Origin of the sequence: Bacillus sp. HMSC036E02, from assembly GCF_001836235.1 — a bacterium.
In the GTDB taxonomy this organism is placed as follows: domain Bacteria; phylum Bacillota; class Bacilli; order Bacillales; family Bacillaceae_G; genus Bacillus_A; species Bacillus_A cereus.
Genome location: NZ_KV827868.1, coordinates 39,644 through 65,773, shown reverse-complemented (window position 1 = coordinate 65,773; position 26,130 = coordinate 39,644). Strand labels below are relative to the sequence as shown.

The following is a 26,130-nucleotide window of genomic DNA, read 5'->3' as shown; positions in this document are numbered from 1 at the left end:
GTATAATAGCTCAAGCCTTCCCATATTCTTTGTATGGATTTTACTATTGAATTACTCATACTACTATTTTTAGTAGCTGTATTAGCAGGATGGATAGATACGATTGCTGGAGGCGGTGGTATGATAACTATCCCGATAATGTTATTAGTAGGTATGTCTCCTTCTGTAGCGATAGCAACTAATAAACTGCAAGGGAGTAGCGGAACTCTCATGGCAACAGTGTTTTTTATTAAGAAGAAAGAAATTAATCTTAAAGAAATGCGTTTGTCCATCTTAATGACCTTTTTTGGATCAGTTTTCGGTGGATGGCTTGTTTTACAGATACGAGCAGAATATCTAATTATGATATTACCTTTTTTACTTGTTTTTATTGGCATTTATTTTCTATTATCTCCAAATATAGCAAACGAAGATCGACCGAGAAAAATAAGTATGTTGTTGTTTGCGTTAACAGTGGCTCCGTTACTGGGATTTTATGATGGTTTCTTCGGCCCAGGAACAGGTAGTTTAATTGCTTTAGCATTCATTCTTTTATGTGGATATAGTGCTACACGGGCGACTGCAAATGCTAAGATTTTGAACTTTACAAGTAATTTCGCTGCTTTGTTGTATTTTATTATTTTTGGCCAAATCGATTGGACAATTGGATTGATTATGATGCTTGGTCAAATAATAGGATCATATATTGGGGCGAAGATGGTGCTTACAAAAGGGACGGCATTAATACGACCAATAGTGGTTATTGTTTGCTTTGTCATGGCAATTAAGATTTTTTTACAAAATATGAACTAAATGTAATCAATATATTATTTGTATCAAAGTTAGAGTGTTTTCATGTTCCTATTGCAGTATTACGCTGTTTAAGATGTGTTCAAAATTACACAATTTGACTAGTGTAATGTATTGCGTTATGCTTTTTTATAGTATAAAAGAAAGGCTTGAAGATAATGATTCGTCGTTTGAGAAAGCTAAAAAATGTAGCAGTCGTAGTAAGCTTCTAAGTAAATAGCAATATATATAATACTTAGAAGCGAGGAATAAAGTTATGAAGCATCCATTATTTAATCATTGGTCAGAAACAAAGTATATAAAAGATATAGTAACAAATCCACTCATTGAAGTAGGAGAGTACTCCTATTATTCAGGCTATTATAGTCATCAAAATTTTGAAGATGGCTGTGTAAGGTATTTGTGGGGAGATGCTAAGTCCCAAGCACTGTTCAATCCAATTGAACAGATGGGATGGCACCTTGACAAACTCATTATTGGGAATTATGTTTGCATAGCAAGCGGGGTAGTCATTTTAATGGGTGGTAATCATAATCATCACTCAGAATGGATTACAGTATATCCATTCGCTGAGCAAATTAAACAATCATATGAACCTAAGGGAGATACAGTCATTAAAAGTGATGCTTGGATTGGAATGAATGCTATAATAATGCCTGGCGTTACTATTGGTGAAGGTGCAATTGTTGCTGCAGGATCAGTCGTAAGTAAAGATGTTCCGCCGTATACAATAGTTGGTGGAAATCCTGCTAAGGAAATAAAGAAACGATTCACTGATACAGAAATAAACATGTTAATGGAAATGCGTTGGTTTGATTGGGATAGGAAATTGATTGAGAAGGCAATTCCGCTGTTATCTAGTCCATCCATCGAACCATTATTTGCTTTTTATAAAAATGAAGTGAAAAATAAATAAATCAGTTAGAAAAACTACATCCAGTATAGGGTGTAGTTTTTATTTTTTGTAAATGTGGAACAAATGTATTATTTAGATTGTCTATTAACTGTAATCCTAAAAAAATATGAAAGTGTGAATCATTTTGAAAAATATAAGGGGATTAAAAATAAGGATATGTGTGGGAATACAAAGTATTAGCGCACCTGAAAATGTCGGATGAGATGGTCTATATGAAAGCGATTCTAACGTTTTATATGTATATACAATTTGAGAACACTTTCTATTTTTTTGCGGGATTATGTTAGAATAACGCTTTTTTTAAGTACAAAGAAATTGGAGGTAACAGAAGTGAAAGGTATGTTTTGCAATAGAGTTATTGCAATAGTAACAGTGCTTACAATATTTTGTAGCATGGTCGTTACAATTGGAAAAGCAGCAGCGGAAACAGATCCTGCTATAGACGTTGAAGCAGGGTCAGCAATTTTAATAGAAGAAAATTCTGGAAAAATTTTATATGAAAAAAATGCAGATGAATCATTGGCAATTGCTAGTATGACAAAAATGATGAGCGAATACTTAGTTCATGAAGCGGTGGATAAAGGAAAACTTAAATGGGATCAAAAAGTTAAAATCTCTGAATATGCACATAAGATTTCGCAAGATCGTTCACTATCAAATGTTCCATTAGAAAATGGTGGCTCTTATACGGTAAAAGAGTTATATGAGGCAATGGCAATTTACTCTGCAAATGGTGCAACAATTGCTTTAGTTGAACAGATTGCTGGTAAAGAGGTCAATTTTGTAAAAATGATGAACGATAAGTCAAAAGAGTTTGGTATGAAAGACTATAAGTTTGTAAACTCTACCGGCTTAACAAATCAAGATTTAAAAGGATATCACCTAGAAGGGACAACTCTAGACGAGAAAAATAAAATGTCTGCAAGGGATTGTGCAATTTTAGCACAACGTCTTATTCAAGATTTTCCCCAAATATTAAATACAGCAAAAATTCCTAAAAAAACATTCCAAGAGGGTGGTAAATATCCAATTGATATGGCGAACTTTAACTGGATGTTAAAAGGTTTAATTAAGCAATATGAAGGTGTAGATGGTTTGAAAACAGGAACGACTCCAGAAGCGGGAGATTGTTTCACTGGTACAGTAGAAAGAAATGGTATGCGCCTAATTTCTGTAGTGATAAAAGCAAAATCTCATACGGCACGTTTTGATGAAACAAAGAAATTATACGATTATGGATTTGCGAATTTTGAAGTGAAGAATGTCTACGGAAAAGATTCAGTAATAAAAGGACATGAAACAGTTCGAGTGGCAAATGCAAAAGACAAAGATGTAGTAGTTCAAACGAAGCAAGCTGTTTCACTTCCAATGCCGAACGGCAATAAAGACATTTATAAAAAAGAATTTAAAGTATCGAATACGGAACAAGAAGCGCCTATTAAAAAAGGTGTAACAATTAGTAAAATGATTATCTCGTCTAAAGATAATACAGATCCTGGGTTCTTATCAGGTAATTCATTACAAATAGACCTTGTAACAAAATCTGATGTGGAACAAGCAAATTGGCTTACACGTTTTATACGTAAAACAGGATCTTTTTTTAGTGGTATGTGGGATCGTACGATTGATATAGTAAAAAGCTAATTTTATAGGATACAACTAAATATTAGTTTGAAACAAAAGGTTTCAAAGCACTATAGATTCTTATGTGGATAGCTTGGAATGTCAGGGTGTAATTTTTTCTTCTTACTTTGTGCATTGCAATGACACTACTTTTTTCTATAGTTTCGTATCATGTAATCGAAAAGAAATGTATCAACTGGGCAAAACAAAGAACAACAAATTTTTTGAAAAAAGTATAAGTCCTAGAGGGATTTTATTTCTTTAGTAAATATACGAATATGACCGATTCCTTAGTATACTTGGGAATCGGTCAATTTTGGATTCTAAATGTAAATATAGTAAAGTGGAATATAATTGAAATCGAAAACCACTTAGAAATAACAATTACGGTGTGAGCTATTGTATAGTATAGATATGTTTAAAAATAAAGGGGGAATACATATGTGGAAGCGATTTGTAGCAATTGGTGATAGTTTTACAGAGGGGATAGGGGATGAAGTTGAGGGAATTGCATTAAAAAGCTGGGTAGATCATTTTGTTCAACTGTGTGAAAAAGATATAGAATATGCCAATTTTGCAAAGCGTGGGTTAGTAACTGAAGAAATTCGCTTGCAGCAATTGGAAAAGGCGTTAACTTTTAATCCAGATTTGGTTAGTCTCATTGCAGGGGCAAACGATGTTTTAAAAGGACGTTGGAATCATGATGTATATAAGAACGATATGGAATTTATGATAGATACATTAAGTAAAGCAGGGGCTGATATTATTATAGCAAACCTTCCTGATTTTACAGTTAGGCTTCCTTTTGCTTCTGAAAAAAAACAAGAAATAAAAGAACAATTATTAGAGGCAAATGAAGTTATACATTCACTGAGCAGAGAGTATAAGCTTCATCATGTTGATTTTTGGAATCATCATTTAGTTAATGACAATACGCTTTGGTCTAAGGATTTAATTCATCCAAACTCAAAAGGATATGTAAAAGTTGCTGAATTGATTTTTAGTAGTTTGCCTGTACAGAAGACAAAATAATAGTTTGCAATGTAACGAATATGATATTAAGTGTATGAAGCTATGTTTTTTAGTAAATGGAAAGAACTAAACATTTAGCAAACAAAGCGTTTCTACGATATATTTCTACAGTAGTGCACAAATACAGAATCACAAAGAAAGATCACTTATGGAAATAGGTGGTCTTTAAATGTTTTTATAACTAAATTAGTATATACTGTATTACTAACAATTTCGTACTACATAAAAATTAAGTTCTCTTATAGAAAAACTGATTTTATATTATCTTAAAATATAATAACATGTTCAAATGATATTTTGGGTATGTATCCTAATTGTAAATGATGTGTAATTTTTTTTGAAGTATAAATATCCAATAAATAAAATAGGTAGTAGGTGCAGAAGTATTAATACTATATTATTCAATTCTTGTTATGAGTACATTAGTGATTGGTAATATTATATTTTTATTATCAACTTTAGTTATTGGAATTAATTTGCATAGAAAATATGTAGGATAAGAAAAAATAAATATACTTTATTGTATATTTATTTTTTTGTTTAGTAGGATTTATAGTCTCTATAAACTATTATGTTAATAAAATTAAAAAACTTAATTCTTGATATCCTTATGGCTAAAGCTATCTATAAAATGACAATATAACTAAATAATTGTTTGGTATGATTTGTGGATTTAGTTTTTTATCCGAATTTTCTGATTCAAATATTTCAACTTTATGAATATAGTAGGTGAAATATTTGTGTGATAGTATTTGAGATAGAAAAAAGCCAACTTTAAAAAGGATGTGAATTGAATGTGCAAACGACTGTAAAGGGTTATATTAAGGAAACGTTTAGCTGTTATTAGTGTAAGGTAAAGATATATTTTGTAACAGTTGATATAAAAATGAAGAAATAGGTACGCTTTCGTTTGTCTGACTATTTTAAATATATGAAAAACAAGAGTGGTTTGAGTTTTGACGAAGTTAAATTCTAGGTGAGATGTCAATAATGATTAATTAAGTTTAATAAAGAGGTACCTTATACGCAAAAGCGTTTATATTAGTAACCTAAGGAGCTTGCTTTTATGAAAACTACTGATTCAAAAGGCCTATTAGGAAATAGGGTTTATTTACAAGTTTTCTCTGCCTATTCATTGCTTATGCTTGGTGTTTTTATTGATATGTTAGCGATTATGACTATAGTTGGGTTTGAATGGGAAGTAGATCCTACTATGATTGGATTGATTCCTGTTGCATATGCACTTCCTGGAATTATTTTTGGCTCATGGGCAGGTGTTATTGCAGATCGTTTTAGAAAAATTCCAATTATGATGTTCTGTAATCTAATGGTTGGTTTAATAACAATTGCTCTTTTATTTGTACAAGATATCCACTGGCTCTTAGTGGCATTAATGATTCGTTCCATTTTTATTGTTTTCTATTATCCTGCACAGCAAACACTAACAAGACAGATTGTATCCCCGGACTTGCTTACTAAAGCAGTAAGTATCAACGGAATAGTAGAGCAGGGTACAAAGATAGTAGGCCCACTTATAGGGGGCATGTTGCTGAGTTGGTTTCAACCAGAGTTCTGCCTCATTATAAGAGCTATAAGTTGTTTATTAGCTACCTTAGTTCTCATACCCACAATAAAATTTAAAGAAACTATATCGAAAGAATTTGTTGAAAAGCAAAAACAAAGTACTTGGACCGCTTGGGTACAAGGGTGGGGTTATGTGTTATCTAATCGGATAATATTATCAACCATGATTTTCGTTACAATAGCCATGGCAGTATTACAATTAGTAGACTCACAATTCCCAACTTTATTTAAGAGCTTATTCCCACATGATAAAAGTAAAATGGGATATATCATTTCTATTATTGGTCTTGGCGGAATACTTGGTGCATTACTAACTCAGAAATTAAAACAATTTCAATATGGCTGGGTAGTATGTGGAGGTATGGTTTTAATGGGAATTGGTTTTGGGGGGATTGGTTTGATAACGCCCGGTACGGTCTTCGTTTTAGCCTATTTAATTAGTTTTATCGCTGGTATTGGAAGTGGGCTGATGCTTGTATCTAATCAAGTCATATTACAAATAGAATCCGATCAAGATCAAGTAGGAAGAGTATTTGGTATACAAAGCAGTTTAACAAACGCAGTTTTAATTATTTCCCCTGCTATGAGTGGCCCATTAGTGCATTTATTTGGAGTAACTCAACTCTATGTTTATGGAGGGATTGGGCTTGTTATTATTGGAGTAATTGGAGTTTCACTGCAGAAATATTTATGGGCTAAACATAAACACGAACCTATAAGAGCAAATAATTTTTGAAGGGAAGATTTTTATGACCAATGAGGAATGTTATCCATTAAGCCACCCGCAGCGAAGAATATGGTATACAGAAGTTGTTCATTCTGATAAAGGAATATGTAATTTAAGATTTTTATTTAAACTTCATCGAAAAATGAACTATTCAAATTTAAACCAAGTTGTGAATCGCGTTATCAGTGAAAATGACGGTCTGTGCATTAGGTTAAAAGAAAATGGGCATCAAGAACCGAAACAATATTTTACTAAACATGAAGAACAAGAATTTGAGTTTTTTGATTTCAGTAATGTGGAGAATACAAATTTGCTTGAGGAATGGATTGAGCAGAAAACAAAAGAAACGTTTACATTATTTAATTCAAATTTATACTATTTCGCTTTAATAAAATTAAACGATAATGAATGTGCAGTCTTTGGAAATGTTCATCATATTATTATGGATGGTTTATCAATTCAAATATTTACTGAGCAGATTGCAAAATATTATTATGACATGCATAACGAGAATGAGGAAGGCGAAATTAAAAATTCATATGTTCAATTTCTGACCAATGAACAAACATACTTGAATAGTAGTCGCTTTCAAAAAGATCAAAAATTTTGGCTAGAGGAATTTAAAACACTGCCATCTGTGACTGGATTGAAGCCTTATAATACGTACCAAGTTAGTACCAAAGCATCACGTGAGACGTTTATATTAACGGAGCATTTGAAGAGAAAGATAGAAAAATTTTCTGAAGATTACAAATTTAGTTTATACACCCTTTTTGTTGCTGCTTTCTCGTTGTCCATGTATCGGTGGACCTCATCGCTTGATATTGGTTTAGGAATGGCTTACGGCAACCGTATGACTAAAATGGAACGAAAATTGATTGGAATGATGGTGAGTACAGTTCCTTTAAGAATGGATATTGATTCAGAAGAAGAAGTACTTTCATTTATTAGTAGGGTGTCCAGAAAACAAAGTAAATCATTAAGACACCAGAAATATCCATTTGATTTGTTATTAAAGCAGATTAATAAAGAGAATAACAGTAATGTGAGACTTTTCGGAACTACGATTGATTATAGGGATCGTGATGAAAGTGGTGACTCACTATGGATTCCAAACCGTGAAGAAGTACAAGATTTTGCAGTGCATATTGAAAATCTAATTGATATAGACTCTTTACATGTACATATTGATTATCGTGAGGAGCTATTTTCTAAGGAAGAGATAGAACGATTCTTTAACGTTATGCTAGTGATACTGGAAAATATTTTTGAAAACCCAAAGCAGAAGGTGGCTGAAATAGAAATCATTTCTGAGGAGGATAAAAGAAAAAGTTTAGTTGAGTTCAACAATCCTAAACTGGATGTCCCGCCTCAAGTAACTATTCATGAAATGTTCGAACGGCAAGCGATGATTTATCCAAATGCTATTGCAGTTACGTATGAAAAAGAAAAAATTACTTATAAGGAACTTAATGAACGTGCAAACCAGTTAGCTCATTATCTGCAGAAAAAAGGAGTAGGACCTGATACTTTAGTTGGACTGTGCGTTGAACGTTCCCACGAGATGATTGTAGGTATTTTAGGGATTTTGAAGGCTGGTGGGGCTTATGTCCCACTTGATCCAACATATCCAGAGCAACGACTTCAATATATTTTAGAAGATGCTAGCATTCAGTTATTCGTAACGCAAGAAAGTTTAAAAGAATTGAACTGGTTACCAGAAAATGTTGAGTCGATTTGCCTGGATCGTGATCAAGATGAGATTGGGAAAGAAAGTAAGACTTTGCCGGTTTCTGGTGTCGGTCCCCAAAATCTGGCATATGTAATCTATACTTCGGGATCAACGGGAAATCCAAAGGGCGTTATGATAGAGCATCACAATGTCATTCGGTTATTTAAATCGACGGATTGTTGGTATCAGTTTAATGAAAAAGATACTTGGACGCTTTTTCATTCGTATGCATTTGATTTCTCAGTATGGGAAATTTGGGGAGCATTATTATATGGTGGAAAATTAGTTGTTGTTCCGTACTGGATTAGTCGATCACCTAAGGATTTTTATCAATTATTGGTGGAGGAAGAAGTCACAGTTCTAAATCAGACACCTTCCGCATTTCGACAATTAATACAAGTGTGTGAACAAGAAGATGAGAATAAAAATTTGCAGCTGCGTTATGTCATATTTGGCGGAGAAGCGTTAGAACCTACTAGCTTGTTACCGTGGTTTCAAAGGTATGGGGAGAAAAACCCACAGTTAATTAATATGTATGGAATTACAGAAACTACAGTTCATGTTACATATTATCCAATTACTTTAGATGATGTGCAGCAGGCTTCAAGAAGTAATATTGGAAAGCGGATTCCCGATTTAGAAGTGTATATACTAGACGCTTATCAACAACCTGTTCCTATAGGTGTTGATGGTGAACTTTATATTGGCGGGGCAGGGCTTGCACGTGGGTATTTAAATAGACCTGAATTAACAGCAGAGCGTTTTATATCTCATCCATTTAGTAGTGATCTGAAAGCAAGATTATACCGGACAGGAGACTTAGCGAGGTATTTGCCAGATGGGAATCTAGATTATCGTGGAAGAATTGATCATCAGGTTAAAATACGTGGTTTCCGAATTGAGATTGGGGAAATTGAGTCTACTTTACATACATATGCATATGTAAAAGAGGTAGTTGTAATTGTAAGAGAAGATCAGCCAGGCGATAAACGATTAGTAGCATATGTTGTAGGAGATGGAAATGTAGATGCGTGGAGAGAGTATCTTAAAGCGAAACTACCAAGTTATATGGTTCCTTCGGGATTTGTGGCGATGGAAGCTATTCCACTTACAGCTAACGGTAAAGTTGATCGTGAGGCCTTACCTATGCCGGAGGAAACGCAGATTAATAGTGAATGTGTTGGCCCTCGGAATAGTAACGAACAGATACTAACTACCATTTGGAAGAGAGTATTAGGTGTTAAAAAGGTGGGAATCTATGATAATTTCTTTGAAATTGGTGGCGACTCGATTCTCAGTATTCAAATCATATCTCAAGCAAGTCAAGTGGGGTTAAAACTTACTCCAAAGCAAATGTTTGAATGCCCAACTATCGCTGAGCTGGCACAAGTGGCTATAGAAACGCAGGGAGTACAAGCGGAGCAGGGAATTGTGATAGGTGATGTGCCTCTTACTCCAATTCAGCGCTGGTTCTTCGAGCAAGAACATCCACATACAGAGCATTGGAATCAATCAATGCTTTTAAGAGTAAAAGAAAGATTGGATGTGAAATTACTAGAGGGAGCGATATTAAATTTACTGAAACATCATGATGCTTTACGTTTCCGGTACGAACAGTTACCAAACGGAACGTGGAGGCAGAGAAATGAAGGGGCTGATGAGCTGTCAGTACTCCATGTTGTAAAACGGAATCAAGTTAATGAAAAAGAGTGGAATAAAATAATACAAGAAGAGATGAATATTCATCAAGCTAGTTTCAATTTAATTACTGGTCCGTTAATGAAAGTAGTGTACTTTGAAGATAACTTGACTGAAAATGATCGAATATTCTGGGTGATACATCATTTAGTAGTAGATGGAGTGTCATGGAGGATTCTATTGGAAGATTTACAGGTGGTATATAACCAGATGAAACAAGGTCAAGAAATTCGCTTACCTGCGAAAAGTACATCTTTTAAAGAATGGTCTGAACGACTTCAGACATACAGTGATTCGGGTATTTCAAAAGAAGTAAAGGATTATTGGAATGAACAAGTAGAAAAAGAAACGATGAAAATTCCAATGGACTATCCAATACAAGAAACGACAGAAGAATCGATTGATCAAGTGACGGGGACTTTAGGAATAGAAGAAACACAAGCATTGTTTCACGAAGTTCTAGTCACTCATAAGACAAGGATTGATGAGGTACTATTAACGGCATTAGGACAAGCTATCGTCGATTGTACAAATCAGCAAACCGTTTCTATTCATCTAGAAGGACACGGGAGAGAAGAGATGATTGAAGGTATTGATTTATCAAGGACAGTGGGCTGGTTCACGAGTATTTATCCCGTTCATCTCAATTTTCAAGGAACTCAGACACCTATTGAAGGGTTAAAGGCAGTCAAAGAGCAATTGCGTCGAATCCCAAATCGCGGAGTTGACTATGGTATTTTACGTTACTTGAATAAAGGATTACTTCCGTTTTATCAGCAAAAGCCTTCAATAAGCTTTAACTATTTGGGCCAATTTGATCAGGTGTTTTCAAGGGACTCTTTGTTTATGCAAGAGACAGGATTTACATTTTTAGATCATGCTCCAGATTCCAAACCATCTCATCTAATTGATGTTATCGGAATGGTGAAAGATGAAAAGTTACATTTTATTTGGATGTATAGTAGGGAACAGTTTTCTAAATTAAAAATTCAAGTGATAGCAGATGGTATGTTGAGGCATCTTCGTCAACTTATAAATAAACCAACAACAGAGTCTGCTTTTACGGTATCAGATTTTGCTGATGCAGAGGATCTTACGGAAGAAAGCTTGAGCAAAGTATTACTTAAATTAACAAAGAAGAGGGTGTAAAAATGGGAGACGTTATTGATATATATGGTTTATCACCTTTGCAAAAAGGAATACTGTTTCATACTTTATACGATCAAGATGATGAACATTCTTTTTCCTATATTGTACAAGTAGGTTTCTTGCTCGGGGGGCAATTGGATGTTGATACTTTTGAAAAGGCTTGGGAATATGTTATTAATCGACATGAGGTTTTACGTTCAGTATTTGTATGGGAGGAAGTAGAAAAGCCACTACAAGCGGTTTACCAACGTCTTCCTTTTACTATTCATCAAGAGGATTGGAGCACCTATCCACATGAGGAAAGGGTGAAGAAATTACAACAGTTTTTGAATGTAGATCGTAGAAAAGGATTTTTATTGGATGAAGCACCATTGATGAGAGTCACTGCGATTAAAGAAGCAAAAGAGGAAACGAGAATTATTTGGACACATCATCATATTTTGCTAGATGGATGGAGTGTGTCATTGGTCTTTAGTGAAGTGATGGAAGTTTATCTCAAGATGATAAAGGGAGAATTATTGACTCTTCCTAAATCTCTTCCTTATAAAAAATATATCCAGTGGATAAATAAACAAGATCAAAGTCAAGCAGAGGAATTTTGGAAAGAAGAATTAAAAGGGTTCTATGCACCTACGCCATTAGCAATGGAAAGAAAGGATCAAGGACAAGAGAAGGGCTATGGAGAGTGTGTTTATCAAGTATCTGAGAAACTTACTGAGAAGTTACAAGAGTGGGTACGAAATAGTCGATTAACGTTGAATACGTTAGTACAAGGTGCATGGGCTTATTTGATGAGTAGGTATAGCGGTGACAGTGACGTCGTATTTGGCGTAACTAGCGCTGGACGTCCTACTGATTTAATGGGAGCAGAGAATATGGTGGGGCTATTTATTAACACATTACCTACCAGAATTCGATTAACGGATAATACATCAGTAGTAGATTGGCTTCGTAAAATACAAATGAAAGAAATGGAACGAAGACAGTATGAGTATAATTCGTTGATAGATATTCAAGGCTGGAGTGAGGTTCCGCGAAATAGCTCCTTATTCCATACCTTGTATGTGTTTGAAAATTATCCAATTCAAGGTGAGAGAAATGATGATTTAAGATTACTAGATGTTACAAGCACGGAACAAACAAATTATCCTTTAACACTCATTGTAATGCCCGGTAAGAAAATTACTTTAAAGTTGATGTATGATCGAAGCTATTTTAATGAAGAAACAATAAATCTGATTCAGAATCACTTATTGCAAATATTAATTCAGATGACGAAGAGCCTAGATTCAAAACTATTTGAAATTACTCATTTAACAGAAGAAGAACAGATACAGTTACTAGAGGAATGGAATCATACTCAATTTAATTATTCGGCTGAAGGCATGATTCATACGATGTTTGAGGAGCAAGTTAAAAAAACACCGAAAGCAATCGCGGCTAGTTACGAAAATGAACAAATTACCTATAAAGAGTTGGAGAAGCGTGCAAATCAGCTAGCTCATTATCTACAAAAGCATGGTGTAGGCCCAGAGTCTCTAGTTGGGGTATATATGGAACGTTCATTACAAATGATGATAGCGTTATTAGGTATTCTAAAATCAGGAGCAGCGTATGTTCCACTTGACCCTACTTATCCAGAGAGTCGACTTCGATATATATTAGAGGATGCTGGAATCGAAGTACTAGTGACGGAAGAGAATTCTAAAAATTTGTTTGTATCTGAAAATATAGAAACGATTTGTATGAATAAAGATTACACTGCAATTGAAAAAGAAGAATCAACCCCATGTATAAGTGGTGTAACAGGAGAAAATTTAGCGTATGTTATGTATACTTCAGGATCTACAGGGAATCCAAAGGGAGTAATGATTGAGCATCATTCAGTAATTAATTATCTAGAATGGATGCAACATAAATATCCGCTTTCTGAAAAGGATGTGGTCTTGCAGAAAACGCCATTCTCATTTGATGTCTCTGTTTGGGAATTGTTTTGGGGCATTCACGTTGGTGCAAGTGTATCTTTCCTACCTCCAGGTGGAGAAAAAGATCCTTCTATTATAGCTGAAGTGATTAAACAACATCAGGTTACTATAGTTCAATTTGTACCTTCGATGTTATCTGTTTTCTTAGACCACTTCAATCATATTGAATTGAACATGAATTGTTCGTCCGTACGCCATGTATTTTCTGGTGGAGAAGAACTAAGTTCAGGGTTGGTTAGACGATTTCAACAGAAATGGAATTATAGTGGACAAGTGAAATTAACCAACTTTTATGGGCCAACTGAAGCCACTATTTATGTGAATGCATTTGATATTCAGCCTAATCAAGAATTTGTTTCTATTGGGCAGCCAATACAGAACACGCAATTATATGTATTAGACCAAAATCAACGCTTGCAATCAATAGGAATTGAGGGTGAGTTATATATTGGTGGTGCTGGTTTAGCACGTGGATACTTAAATCGTCCGAATCTTACTGCTGAAAAATTCGTTTCGCATCCATATCGATTTGGGGAACGACTATATCGAACAGGAGATTCAGTAAGATATTTAACTGATGGAAATTTAGAATTTATAGGTAGAATGGACCACCAAGTCAAAATGCGTGGTTTTAGGATTGAATTAGGAGAAATTGAAGCGACTTTAGAAAAATGTTCGTTTATTAAAGAGGCTGTCGTATTAGTTAGAGAAGATCGTCCAGGTGATCAACGATTGGTTGCATATGTAATAAGCGATGGAAATACCGAGGAGTGGAGAGAGTATTTACAAAAACAATTACCAAATCATATGATTCCAGCGCACTTTATAGAGTTAGAACACTTCCCGCTTACTCCAAATGGGAAAATTGACCGAAAGGCCTTGCCAGCACCTGATGAGCAAGCTATTGAAGATTTAAATGTGCTACCTCGGACGCCATCGGAAGAGCTTATTGCCTCGGTTTGGAGTCAAGTGTTAGGAACAGAAAATATTGGCATTCAGGATTCCTTCTTTGAACGTGGTGGGCACTCACTACTTGCTACTCAAATTGTCTCTAGATTGCAAGAAATGTTCCAAATTAAAATTCCATTACGTGAACTTTTCAAGCACGATACAGTGGAAGCATTGGCGAAACGAGTGGATCAGTTACGAAAAGAAGATAAAAAACGAGAGGTTGCTCCTCTTGTACCTATGAAACGAGAAGAAGTTATCCCACTTTCCTATGCGCAGAAACGTCTATGGTTTATGGATCAATTAATGCCAAATAGTGCTATGTACAATATTCATGCAGCGTGTCGCTTAACAGGTAAATGGTCAATTGAAGCATTGGAGGTCGGATGGAATCAATTGTTGGAGCGTCATGAATCATTAAGGACGACAATTCTAGAACAAGAGGGTGAACCTTTTCAACAGGTTCAATCTCATGTGTTCAGGCATATTCCTCAAACGAATCTAACAGATCTTTCTTTGGAAGATAGGGAAAGAGAAATGAAACGCCTTATTCAAAACGAGGCGGAGGAACCATTTCATTTTGGACAAGGTCCTCTAATTCGAACACGAATATTGAAAGTGGACAGGGAAGAATGGGTTCTCATTTGTACGATGCATCATATTATTTCAGATGGATGGTCAATGGGAATCTTACTTGAAGAATGGATGGCTTTTTATGAAGGAGCACTAACCGGAAAAACAGTGGAATTGAAGGAGTTATCTATCCAATATGCAGATTTTGTCATGTGGCAGAAGGAATGGCAAAAAGAGGAGAGTTTGAATCAGCATCTTCAATATTGGAAGGAAGAATTATCTGGGGAACTACCGGTTTTACAATTACCGATGGATCGTCCTCGACCTGCAGTTCAAACCCATCGTGGTGCAAGTCAGTCCTTAATAGTGGCGAATTCCTTACAGGAAAAGCTCAAAGATTTAAGTTTGCAAGAAGGATGCACTTTATTTATGACATTGATGGCAGCGTATCAAAGCTTCCTTTCTCGTTATACAGGACAGGACGACATTATAGTTGGAAGCCCAATCGCTAATCGAAATGTGAAAGAGATTGAGGGATTAATAGGATTCTTTGCAAATACGTTAGTTTATCGAGCTGATTTCAGTGGAAATCCGACGTTCCAAGAACTATTGTCGCAGGTAAGAAAAAAAGCGCTAAAAGCATTCGAGTATCAGGATATCCCATTTGAGAAAGTGGTAGAATCCGTAAAACCTGAACGGAATACAAGTCATTCACCAATATTCCAAACTATGTTTACTTTACAGAATACGAAACAAGAATTTCTTCAGCTATCTGAAAGACAAATGGAACTCATGAAAAGCCATGCTTCTGTTGCCAAATTTGATTTGAGTTTATTTGCTTCTGAGACGGAAGAAGGATTATCACTAACCTTTGAATATAATACTGATTTGTTTAATGATACAACCATTGAACGTATGGCAAGTCATTTTAAACATTGGTTAAATCAAATTGTCTCTCATCCAAGATGTATACTATCAGAACTGAATATGTTATCGAAAGTAGAATATAAGCAACTACTAGAGGAATGGAATGAATCAGCCGTTATAGATATAGAAGATAGTACGATTCATACAATGTTTGAAGAACAAGTGGAAAAAACACCAGAAGCAATTGCAGTAGTGTGCGAAGATGAAGAACTAACATATCGAGAGTTGGACGAACGCTCAAATCAGTTGGCACATTATTTACAAAAAAATGGTGTAACATGCGAATCATTAGTTGGGATTTGCGTTACACGTTCATCCGAGATGATTGTCGGTCTCTTAGGAATTATGAAGGCGGGAGGAGCATATGTCCCAATTGATCCAGCGTATCCGGAAAGTCGACTGCAGTACATTTTAGAAGATGCTCAAATAAAGGTACTGGTGACACAGGAAAAGTTACAACAAAAAATGGTTATACCTACATTCGTCAACGTGATTTGTATTGATCGTAATCGAGCAGAAATAGAACAAGAAGTAACTACGGTATGTACGAGTGAAGTGACGGGCGATAACTTAGCCTATATTATCTATACTTCAGGTTCCACTGGAAAACCAAAGGGAGTAATGATTGAGCACAGGAATACAGTAACAATGATTCATTGGGCGCATCACACGTATTCTCGAAAGGAATTAGCGGGAGTGTTAGCTTCAACTTCACTATCTTTTGATTTATCCGTTTTTGAAGTATTTGTTCCCTTAACGATGGGTGGTAAGGTGATTGTCGTTGAAAATGCTCTACATCTAGACAAGTTGTCTACCAAAGGTGTGACTTTGGTTAATACTGTGCCATCGGCAGCAAAGGAACTGGTTCGAGCAAACGCAATTCCTTCTTCAGTAAAGGTAATGAATTTGGCTGGAGAACCGTTACCATATCCGCTTGTTCAAGATTTATACGAGAGAAGTACGATTGAGAAGGTGTTCAACTTATATGGACCGTCTGAAGATACTACGTATTCCACGTATATGGAATTAGAAAAGGGTGTCATGTATAGGGTACCACCAATTGGTAAACCAATCTTCAATACAGAAGTATATGTATTGAGTGCTGAACAAAAAATGGTTCCAATTGGTGTAGTTGGTGAGCTGTACATTGGTGGATCAGGGTTAGCACGTGGATATTTAAAACGCCCTGACTTAACGAAAAATCGATTTATACCGCATCCGTTTAAAGAAGACGAGCGAGTATACCGGACTGGAGATCTAGTAAGGTATTTGCCGGATGGAAATTTGGAGTATGTTGGAAGAATTGATCATCAGGTGAAAATTCGTGGGTTCCGGATTGAACTAGGAGAAATCGAGGCGGTATTACAAAAGCATACATTAGTTAACGAAGCTATTGTGATGGTGCGGGAAGATTATCCTGGCGATCCACGTTTGATTGCCTATGTTGTAGGAGACGGGGATGCTCAAAAGTGGCGTGATTATCTCAAGGACCAACTACCAAATTATATGATTCCATCCTATTTTGTTGGATTAAATGCATTTCCACTCACTCCTAATGGGAAAATTGATAGGAAGGCTTTACCAGCACCAGAGAAGCAGGAGATAGCAAGTTGTTATATTGCTCCTCGTACGTCTACGGAAAAAACAATTGTTTCGATATGGCATGAAGTTTTAGGTATGGAAAACATCGGAATTCAGGATTCGTTTTTTGAAATTGGTGGACATTCATTACTTGCTACGCAAGCTGTTTCCAATCTTAAAGAGGCTTTTGGAATCGAGATACCATTGCATGATTTATTTATATTTCATACGGTGCAGCAATTGGCAGAACAGATTGATCAATTGCTCTATAACAAAAATCAAGAAATGCAGAATGATAGTAAGGAGAATGTAAGTCTTCAAGACTATATTCAAAAAGAAGCAGAAGTGAGTAATGATGAAGAATTATTAGAACTGCTTAAGCAATTAGAAGAGCTATCAGAGGAAGAAGCACATGGGATATTCGAGAGTAATTTGATTGAGGAAGGGGTAAAAAAATGAGAAGTGATTTACTTGCAAAGCTGAGTTCACTTTCTCCTGAGAAGAGAGCATGGCTTCAGAAGCAAATGCAAAAAAAGGAGAATAAAGAAGCACTCCCGTTGTCTTATGCACAACAACGTTTGTGGTTTATGGACAGATTTAACCCAAACAGTTCTTTATATAATATTCCAACAGTATGGCATCTAAAAGGAAATTGGATACCTGAAGCATTAGAGAAGGGATTCAATCGACTCATTGAACGTCATGAATCATTACGAACTGTTTTTAAAGAAATAGGAGAACAGCCTGTGCAACAAATTGTCGAATTCCTTCCTAGAGCATTACCTGTAAGGGATTACTCTCAACTTCCTCTAGAAGTAAAAGAAAAAGAGGTAGATAGTTTAATTGCGAGAGAAGCGCAAGAACCATTTGATTTAATGAATGGTCCTTTAATTCGTAATCAGCTTGTTCAATTAGAGAAGGATGAATGGTTATTACTGTGTACGATGCATCATATTATTTCTGATGCTTGGTCCATTGGTATATTCATGAATGAATGCCTTGCTTTCTATGAAGAAGAAACAGGCGGAAATCCTGCTAAATTAAGTTCATTATCTATTCAATATGCAGACTTTGCGAAGTGGCAAAAGGAGTGGTTGCAAGGTGATGTGCTAAATCGTCAGCTTACGTATTGGCAGGAAGAATTGTCTGGTGAGCTTCCTATTTTACAACTGCCAGTGGATCGACCTCGACCGGTTAAGCAGACTTACTCTGGGGCTGCGCATCACGTGATTTTTCCTTATAAATTGCTCAGTCAATTGAAGGATATAAGTCGACAAGAAGGGTCCACTTTATTTATGACTTTAATGGCCGCATACCAGAGCTTTCTCGCTCGTTATACGGGACAAAAAGATATTCTAGTTGGTAGCCCGATTGCAAATCGGAACCATAAGGGAGTAGAAGGATTAATTGGTTTCTTTGTTAATACGTTGGTTTATCGATCAGATTTGAGTGGCACCCCTACTTTTCGGGAGATTTTGAACCAAACAAAGAAAAAGGCGTTAAAAGCTTACGAATATCAAGATATACCATTTGAAAAAGTGGTAGAAGCTGTGCAACCTGAACGAAGCATGAGTCATTCCCCTATATTTCAGACCATGTTTACGCTACAGAATATAAAACAAGAACGACTAGATTTGCCTGATAGAAGTATTGAAATGGTAGAAAGTAATATGTCTATTGCTAAATTTGATTTGAGCTTAACTGCCTATGAAGTGGAAGAAGGTCTATTCGTCTCATTTGAATACAACACGGATTTATTTGATAGTAGTACCATTGCACGTATGGCAGGACATTTTGAGAACTGGCTAAATGAAATCACGTATCATCCAGATGAATCATATACAAAGCTGTTAATGTTATCGGATACTGAGCAAAAACAACTCCTAGAAGAATGGAATGATACGGACGTAGTTTATGGTCATGATTGTATGATTCATGAGCTATTTGAGCAACAAGTTGCACGGACACCTGATGCAGTGGCGGTAGTTTATGAGGGTGGAAAGCTAACGTATCAAGAACTAAATGAAAAATCGAATCAATTGGCACATTTTCTACAAAAACGAGGTATCGGACCTGAATCATTGGTTGGTATATGTATTGAACGTTCTCCTGATATGATTATCGGTCTCTTTGGGATTTTGAAGGCAGGTGGGGCTTATGTCCCACTGGACCCAAGTTATCCCGAAAACCGCCTGAGATACATTTTGGAGAATTCACAAATTCAAGTGCTGTTAACAAAAGAGGCACTACAGGACTGGTTACCTAAAGATATTCAAGCAATTTGTTTAGATCGGGATCAAGTAATGATTTCTAAAGAGAGTAATTTAGCTCCGGTGAGTGGAGTAACAGCAAATAACTTAGCCTATATTATATACACTTCGGGTTCGACAGGAAATCCAAAGGGGGTAATGATTGAACATCATTCTGTTATCAATCGCCTACAGTGGATGCAGAAAAAATACCCATTGTCTGAGGAGGATACAATCCTACAAAAGACACCGTTTTCGTTTGATGTTTCTGTCTGGGAATTATTTTGGTGGTCATTTGTAGGAGCACGTGTTTGTTTACTTCCACCAGGAGGAGAGAAAGATCCTGCGGTGATTGAGGAGTATATTGAACGATACCGTGTGTCCACCATGCATTTTGTTCCGTCGATGTTATCTACTTTCTTAGATTATATGGAATTATATAATTCGAAAAGGGATGTATCGTCTTTAATTCAAGTTTTTACTAGTGGAGAAGCGTTAAACACTGAACAGGTTCGCCGGTTTAAGGGGATCTTTTACAATGCTCAGCAAACAAAGTTAATTAACTTGTATGGTCCTACTGAAGCAACTGTGGATGTGACTTATTACGATTGTGATTTAGAAAAAGAACCAATGCTTATTCCGATTGGTCGTCCGATTGATAATACAGAGTTGTATGTGTTAGACCAATATCAACAAGTGGTCCCGATTGGTGTGGCAGGGGAACTTTACCTTGGAGGAGTAGGATTAGCACGTGGCTACTTCAATCGACCGGATTTAACTACTGAACGTTTTATTCCGCATCCCTTTAAGGACGGGGAACGATTATATCGAACGGGTGACTTGGTTAGATATATAAATGATCGTAACTTAGAATATATTGGAAGAATAGATAACCAAGTTAAAATTAGAGGATTCCGAATTGAATTGGGAGAAATAGAAGCAGCTTTACATGATCACTCATCTGTAAAAGAGGCAGTCGTGTTGGTGAAGGAAGATCGACCAGGAGATAAGCAGTTAGTAGCTTATGTAGTGGGTGAAGGGGATACTGGGGAGTGGCGTGAATATCTCAAGAAGCAATTACCACATTATATGGTTCCGGCATACTTTTTCCAAATTGAAGGTATGCCACTTACTCCAAATGGTAAAGTGAATCGGAAAGCATTATTGGAATTAGAAGAACAGTTCATAAGTGAAGATATTACTTCATCACGAACACCAGTGGAGGAGCTCATCGTTTCTGTTTGGAGCCAAGTGTTAGGAATAAAAAATATTAGTGTTCAGGATTCCTTTTTTGAAATCGGTGGTCATTCACTACTAGCTACTCAAGTAGTGTCACGTTTACAGGGAATTTTTCAAATCGAATTACCAGTACGTGAACTATTTGAATATACAACGGTGGAGTCACTGGCAAAGCGATTAGAACAGTTACGTAAAGGAGATAAAAAACGAGAGATTCCGCCACTAATACCAATGAAACGAGGAGAAGCTATTCCACTATCTTATGCCCAACAACGTTTATGGTTTATTGATCAATTTACACCTAATAGTGCCCTTTACAATATGCCAATGGTATGCCGTCTTACAGGGAATTGGCTACTTGAAGCATTGGAAACGGGATGGAATCAACTAATAGAACGTCATGAATCACTGCGGACGGTCTTTCAAGAAGTGAATGGTCAACCCGTACAGCAAATTGAACCGTATGCTTTTCAATCAATTCCGAAAACGGATTTAACTATGCTTGCTTCTGAAGATCAAGAAGAAGAAGTTAAACGTTTAATTCAACAAGAAACAGAAGTGCCATTTGATTTAACAGAGGGTCCATTAATCAGGACAAGTATTTTGCACGTGGGAGAGGAAGAATGGATACTCCTTTGTACTCTACATCATATCATTTCAGATGGATGGTCAATGGGAATCCTACTTGAAGAATGGATGGCATTTTATGAGAAAGCAACGAATGGAAAGGTAGCGGAACTTGAACCATTACCGGTTCAATATGCCGACTTTGCTCAGTGGCAAAAAGGATGGCTAAAGGAGGAGGTGCTTGATCAACAACTCCAATATTGGAGGGAAGAATTGTCTGGGGAGCTTCCTGTACTCCAACTTCCTGTGGATCGCCCGCGTCCCGCAATACAAACTCATCACGGGTCGACATACACTCTGGTTCTGCCAAGCACGCTACATGATAAATTGAATGAACTTAGTCGAAAAGAAGGGGCTACGCTCTTCATGACGCTTTTAGCTGCATATCAAAGTTTTCTATCTCGTTATACGGGACAAGAAGATATTCTGGTCGGAAGCCCAATTGCGAATCGGAATTATAGAGAAATTGAAGGACTAATTGGTTTCTTCGTTAACACGCTAGTTTATCGAGCTAATTTGAGTGGTAGACCGACATTTCAAGATGTACTGTATCAGGTTCGTCAAAAGGCATTGAAGGCGTATGAATATCAAGATATTCCATTTGAAAAAATTGTAGAAGTTGTGCAACCGGAGCGAAGTACAAGTCATTCGCCAATCTTCCAGACTATGTTCATCTTGCAAAATATGAAACAAGAGTTACCGGTGTTATCGAGTAGAAGTATTGAAATGATAGAAAGCCATAGTCCAATTGCAAAGTTTGATTTAAGTGTAATGGCAGTTGAGACGGAAGAGGGATTACTTTTTACTTTTGAGTACAATAAGGATTTATTCAATGCTACTACTATTGAACGGATGGCAGGACACTTTGAGAAATGGCTACATGAAGTTTCTCATCGCCCACAAAATCCGTTGCATGACCTGAGCATGCTATCAGAAACCGAGCGTACTTTGTTATTAGAAACATGGAATGACACTGTAATGGAAATGTCTCATCAGGGTCTTATTTGCGACAAAGTTGAGGAGCAAGTAGCAAGGCGTCCTGATGCGATTGCGATAGTTGATCAAACAAAACAGTGGACTTATGGTGAATTGGATACACAAGCAAATCAGTTGGCAAATGTTTTACAGCGAAAGGGAGTAGCCCCAGAGTCAGTGGTAGGGGTTTATCTTCCGAGGTCAGCTGAGCTGATGGTAAGTTTACTAGGCATTTTAAAAGCTGGTGGAGCTTATGTCGTTTTAGATCCGTTGTATCCAAAATCAAGGTTAGAATACATGATTGAAGATGCAGGAATTCAATTTGTAGTGACGGCGGAAGGACAAGAAGGACATTTCGCACACGTCGAAATGGTGAGGTTAGAAGAATTAACGGTGGAAAGCGTAATCGCACCTACACGTCAAATAAATCCAGAGAACTTAGCCTATATTGTTTATACCTCTGGTTCTACAGGAAAACCGAAGGGTGTCATGGTTGAATATCGCTCATTAATGAATATGGTTTCTTGGCATCAGGAAGTTTATCATATTTCAGCAGAGGATCGTGCGACTCAGATTGCAGGGGTTGCTTTTGATTCGGCTGTCCAGGAGATCTGGCCGTATCTAACTGCTGGCGCAGCACTCTACTTGTCAACAGAGGAACTGAGAATTAATCCAGAAGCACTAAGGGACTGGCTCATTGATTCACGAATAACAGCTAGCTTTGCACCTACGCCTATTCTGGAAAGACTCTTGAAATTATCTTGGCCAGATAAAACGGATCTTCGTTTTATCATTACTGGTGGGGATCAATTAACGCAGTATCCATCTAACGATATTCCTTTTGCGGTAATTAATCAGTATGGTCCATCGGAAAATACCGTTGTTACCACAGATTATTATGTACCTGTAGGAGTGACAACAGGTACGCCATCGATTGGTCGACCGATTGCGAATACAGAAGTTTATGTGTTAGATTCTCATCTTCAGCTAGTACCAATTGGTGTAATTGGAGATCTCTATATTGGAGGGAAGAGTCTTGCACGTGGATATGCTAATCGTCCGGATCTTACAAAGGAAAAATTTATTCCACATCCTTTCAAGTCAGGAGAACGTCTCTATTATACAGGAGACAAAGCAAGTTATCTTTCTGATGGTAATCTCCAGTTCCATGGACGTATAGATGACCAAGTGAAAATTCGTGGTTTCCGGATTGAATTGGGAGAAATAGAAGCTGTTTTGCAGGCGCATTCTTCTGTCAAAGAAGCTGTTGTATTGGTGCGAGAGGATAATCAAGGTGATAAGAGATTAGTAGCTTATGTAGTTGGTGAAGGAAGTGTCCATGAATGGCGAGAACATCTACAAACACATTTACCTAATTACATGGTTCCAACAAACTTTATTGAGATGGAATTTTTACCACTTACACCGAATGGAAAACTTGATTTGAAGGCATTGCCTATACTTAGTGAACAATCCACTGAAAATACTGTATACCCAAGAACTCCGCTGGAAGAACTTATTGCTTCAGTGTGGAGTCAAGTGCTAGGAATAAGAGACATTGATGTTCAGGATTCTTTCTTTGATCTCGGTGGTCACTCTCTACTTGCTACACAAGTGGTCTCACGCTTACAGGAAGTCTTTCAAATCAAATTGCCAGTACGTGAACTGTTCGAATATTCAACGGTCGAGGCATTATCGAAACGAATAGATCAGTTACGTAAGGGGAGCGAAAAACGAGAAATTCCACCATTGATGCCGATGGAACGAGGGGAAAATATTCCACTGTCTTATGCCCAACAGCGCTTATGGTTTATTGATCAATTTGCACCTAATAGTGCACTTTATAATATGCCAATGGTATGCCGGCTTACAGGGAATTGGTTACCTGAGGCCTTGGAGTTGGGATGGAATCAGTTGATAGAGCGTCATGAATCTTTGCGGACTGTATTTTATGAAGAGGATGGCCATCCTGTGCAGCAGATTCAACCGTACGTTTTCCGTCCGCTTCTGCAAATGGACTTAACTAAGCTTTCATTAGAGGAGCGAGAAAGAAAGTTGGAGCAATGGATTCAAACTGAAGTAGAATCTCCATTTGATTTAGAACAAGGGCCATTATTCCGTGGGAAACTCATAAGAATTTCAGAAGAAGAATGGGTTCTTCTGTGTAATATGCATCATATTATCTCGGATGGGTGGTCAATGGAAATCTTGCTTCAAGAATGGATGGCATTTTATGAGAATGCGATTGGTGAAAAACAAGCAGAGCTGGAACCACTACCAGTTCAATATGCCGATTTTGCTCAGTGGCAAAGAGACTGGTTGAAAGATGAAGTACTATATCAACAACTTGCATATTGGAAGGAAGAATTATCTGGTGAGTTACCAGTCTTAATGTTGCCAATAGATCGTCCGCGTCCGCCAGTGCAAACCCACCATGGATTAACTCATAATGTTTTGTTGTCACGCTCATTACTGGATAAATTAAACGAACTAAGTCGTCAAGAAGGGGCCACACTTTTCATGACCTTATTGGCATCGTATCAAAGTTTCCTTGCTCGTTATACGGGACAAACGGATATTATTGTTGGCAGCCCAATTGCAAATCGAAATTATCGAGAAATTGAGGGGCTGATTGGTTTCTTTGTCAACACCTTGGTTTATCGAGCTGATTTAAGTAATGCACCGGCATTTCAAGAGTTGTTATCTCAAGTACGGATAAAAGCATTGAAGGCGTATGAGTATCAAGATGTTCCGTTTGAGAAAATTGTAGAGGTTATCCAACCTGAACGAAATACAAGTCATTCTCCGATTTTCCAAACCATGTTTACTTTGCAAAATACGGGACAGAAGCTACCAGAACTACATGGAAGAAATATAGAAGTAATGGAAAGTAATGCTCCGATCGCTAAGTTTGATTTAAGTTTAACTGCTGCAGAAGTGGAAGAGGGTTTATTACTTACTTTTGTTTATAGAACTGATTTATTTGACAGCTTAACTATTGAATCCATGGCTGAACATTTTGGGAACTGGTTGAATGTAATCGTGGAGAATCCTGATAAATCATTAGCTAAGTTGCCTATATTATCAGGATTACAGCAAAAACAGTTGGAAGAGTGGAATAATGGTGCTGTAGCATATCCACAGGAAAGTACGATTCATCAGCTGTTTGAAGAGCAAGTAAATCGTACACCTGATGCGGTAGCAGTGGTAGATGAAAAACAGCAGTTAACATATCGAGAGCTGAATGAAAAAGCTAATCAATTGGCCCACTATCTTCAGCAATGTGGGATTGGGACTGAATCATTAGTTGGAATTTGCTTTGAGCGTTCAGTTGAGATGATTGTTAGTATTATGGGGATCTGGAAGGCTGGAGCAGCATATGTTCCATTGGACCCATCATATCCAGAAAGTCGCCTACGATATATTTTGGAGGACACTGAAATTCAAGTATTAGTTACGAATGAGTCATTGGAAGGTTGGATACCCAAAGAAGTCAAGGCAGTTTGTCTAGATAGGGATCAGGCAATGATTTCAAAAGAAAGCATTTTTTCACCAAAATGTGAAGTAACAGGAGAAAACCTAGCGTATGTTATCTATACTTCGGGATCGACGGGGAATCCAAAGGGTGTCTTGATACATCATCATTCTGTACTAAACTTGTCGCATGGTTTACAAAAAGAGGTTTTCGAACATGAGATACCATCTAACATGCATGTCGGTTTAAATGCGTCAATTGCCTTTGATGCATCTATTCAGCAATTACAAATGCTGCTTTA

At 36.8% G+C, this 26,130-nt stretch carries 8 protein-coding genes and 1 pseudogene; all 9 read left to right on the top strand.

Annotated elements, in window-relative coordinates; genetic code table 11:
* The first annotated feature begins 33 nt into the window (after positions 1–33).
* The gene (locus HMPREF2590_RS24140) at positions 34–792 is read left to right on the top strand and encodes a TSUP family transporter (protein WP_000347986.1); all 759 of its coding nucleotides are present in this window, start codon (positions 34–36) and stop codon (positions 790–792) included.
* A gap of 253 nt (positions 793–1,045) precedes the next feature.
* Positions 1,046–1,705, top strand: coding sequence for a CatB-related O-acetyltransferase (locus tag HMPREF2590_RS24135; protein ID WP_000682538.1), 660 nt, complete (start codon positions 1,046–1,048; stop codon positions 1,703–1,705).
* 330 nt (positions 1,706–2,035) lie between these two features.
* On the top strand, positions 2,036–3,349 hold the full coding sequence (locus HMPREF2590_RS24130) for a D-alanyl-D-alanine carboxypeptidase family protein (protein WP_000677708.1): 1,314 nt from the start codon (positions 2,036–2,038) through the stop codon (positions 3,347–3,349).
* 92 nt (positions 3,350–3,441) lie between these two features.
* Positions 3,442–3,567 (top strand): annotated as a pseudogene (locus tag HMPREF2590_RS30140) (acyltransferase family protein); the annotation flags it as partial.
* 202 nt (positions 3,568–3,769) lie between these two features.
* Positions 3,770–4,360, top strand: a complete 591-nt coding sequence (locus HMPREF2590_RS24125) for an SGNH/GDSL hydrolase family protein (RefSeq protein ID WP_003313192.1) — start codon at positions 3,770–3,772, stop codon at positions 4,358–4,360.
* Between the two features lie 1,066 nt (positions 4,361–5,426).
* Positions 5,427–6,680: an MFS transporter gene (locus HMPREF2590_RS24120; protein ID WP_000858613.1), complete on the top strand. Its 1,254-nt coding sequence runs from the start codon at positions 5,427–5,429 to the stop codon at positions 6,678–6,680.
* A 13-nt stretch (positions 6,681–6,693) separates the two neighbouring features.
* The gene (locus tag HMPREF2590_RS24115) at positions 6,694–11,250 is read left to right on the top strand and encodes a non-ribosomal peptide synthetase (protein WP_000180451.1); all 4,557 of its coding nucleotides are present in this window, start codon (positions 6,694–6,696) and stop codon (positions 11,248–11,250) included.
* A gap of 2 nt (positions 11,251–11,252) precedes the next feature.
* Positions 11,253–17,723 (top strand): non-ribosomal peptide synthetase, encoded by a 6,471-nt coding sequence (locus HMPREF2590_RS24110; protein ID WP_070861600.1) that lies wholly within the window; start codon positions 11,253–11,255, stop codon positions 17,721–17,723.
* Positions 17,720–26,130 (top strand): non-ribosomal peptide synthetase (locus tag HMPREF2590_RS24105; protein ID WP_083325441.1); only part of this gene is annotated, 8,411 nt, incomplete at its 3' end. The genes HMPREF2590_RS24110 and HMPREF2590_RS24105, both read left to right, overlap by 4 nt.

Excerpts from the sequence above, each read along its gene's own strand:
- HMPREF2590_RS24140 (WP_000347986.1), top strand. The coding sequence starts at position 34 with ATGGATTTTACTATTGAATTACTCATACTACTATTTTTAGTAGCTGTA.
- HMPREF2590_RS24135 (WP_000682538.1), top strand. The coding sequence starts at position 1,046 with ATGAAGCATCCATTATTTAATCATTGGTCAGAAACAAAGTATATAAAA.
- HMPREF2590_RS24125 (WP_003313192.1), top strand. The coding sequence starts at position 3,770 with ATGTGGAAGCGATTTGTAGCAATTGGTGATAGTTTTACAGAGGGGATA.
- HMPREF2590_RS24120 (WP_000858613.1), top strand. The coding sequence starts at position 5,427 with ATGAAAACTACTGATTCAAAAGGCCTATTAGGAAATAGGGTTTATTTA.
- HMPREF2590_RS24115 (WP_000180451.1), top strand. The coding sequence starts at position 6,694 with ATGACCAATGAGGAATGTTATCCATTAAGCCACCCGCAGCGAAGAATA.
- HMPREF2590_RS24110 (WP_070861600.1), top strand. The coding sequence starts at position 11,253 with ATGGGAGACGTTATTGATATATATGGTTTATCACCTTTGCAAAAAGGA.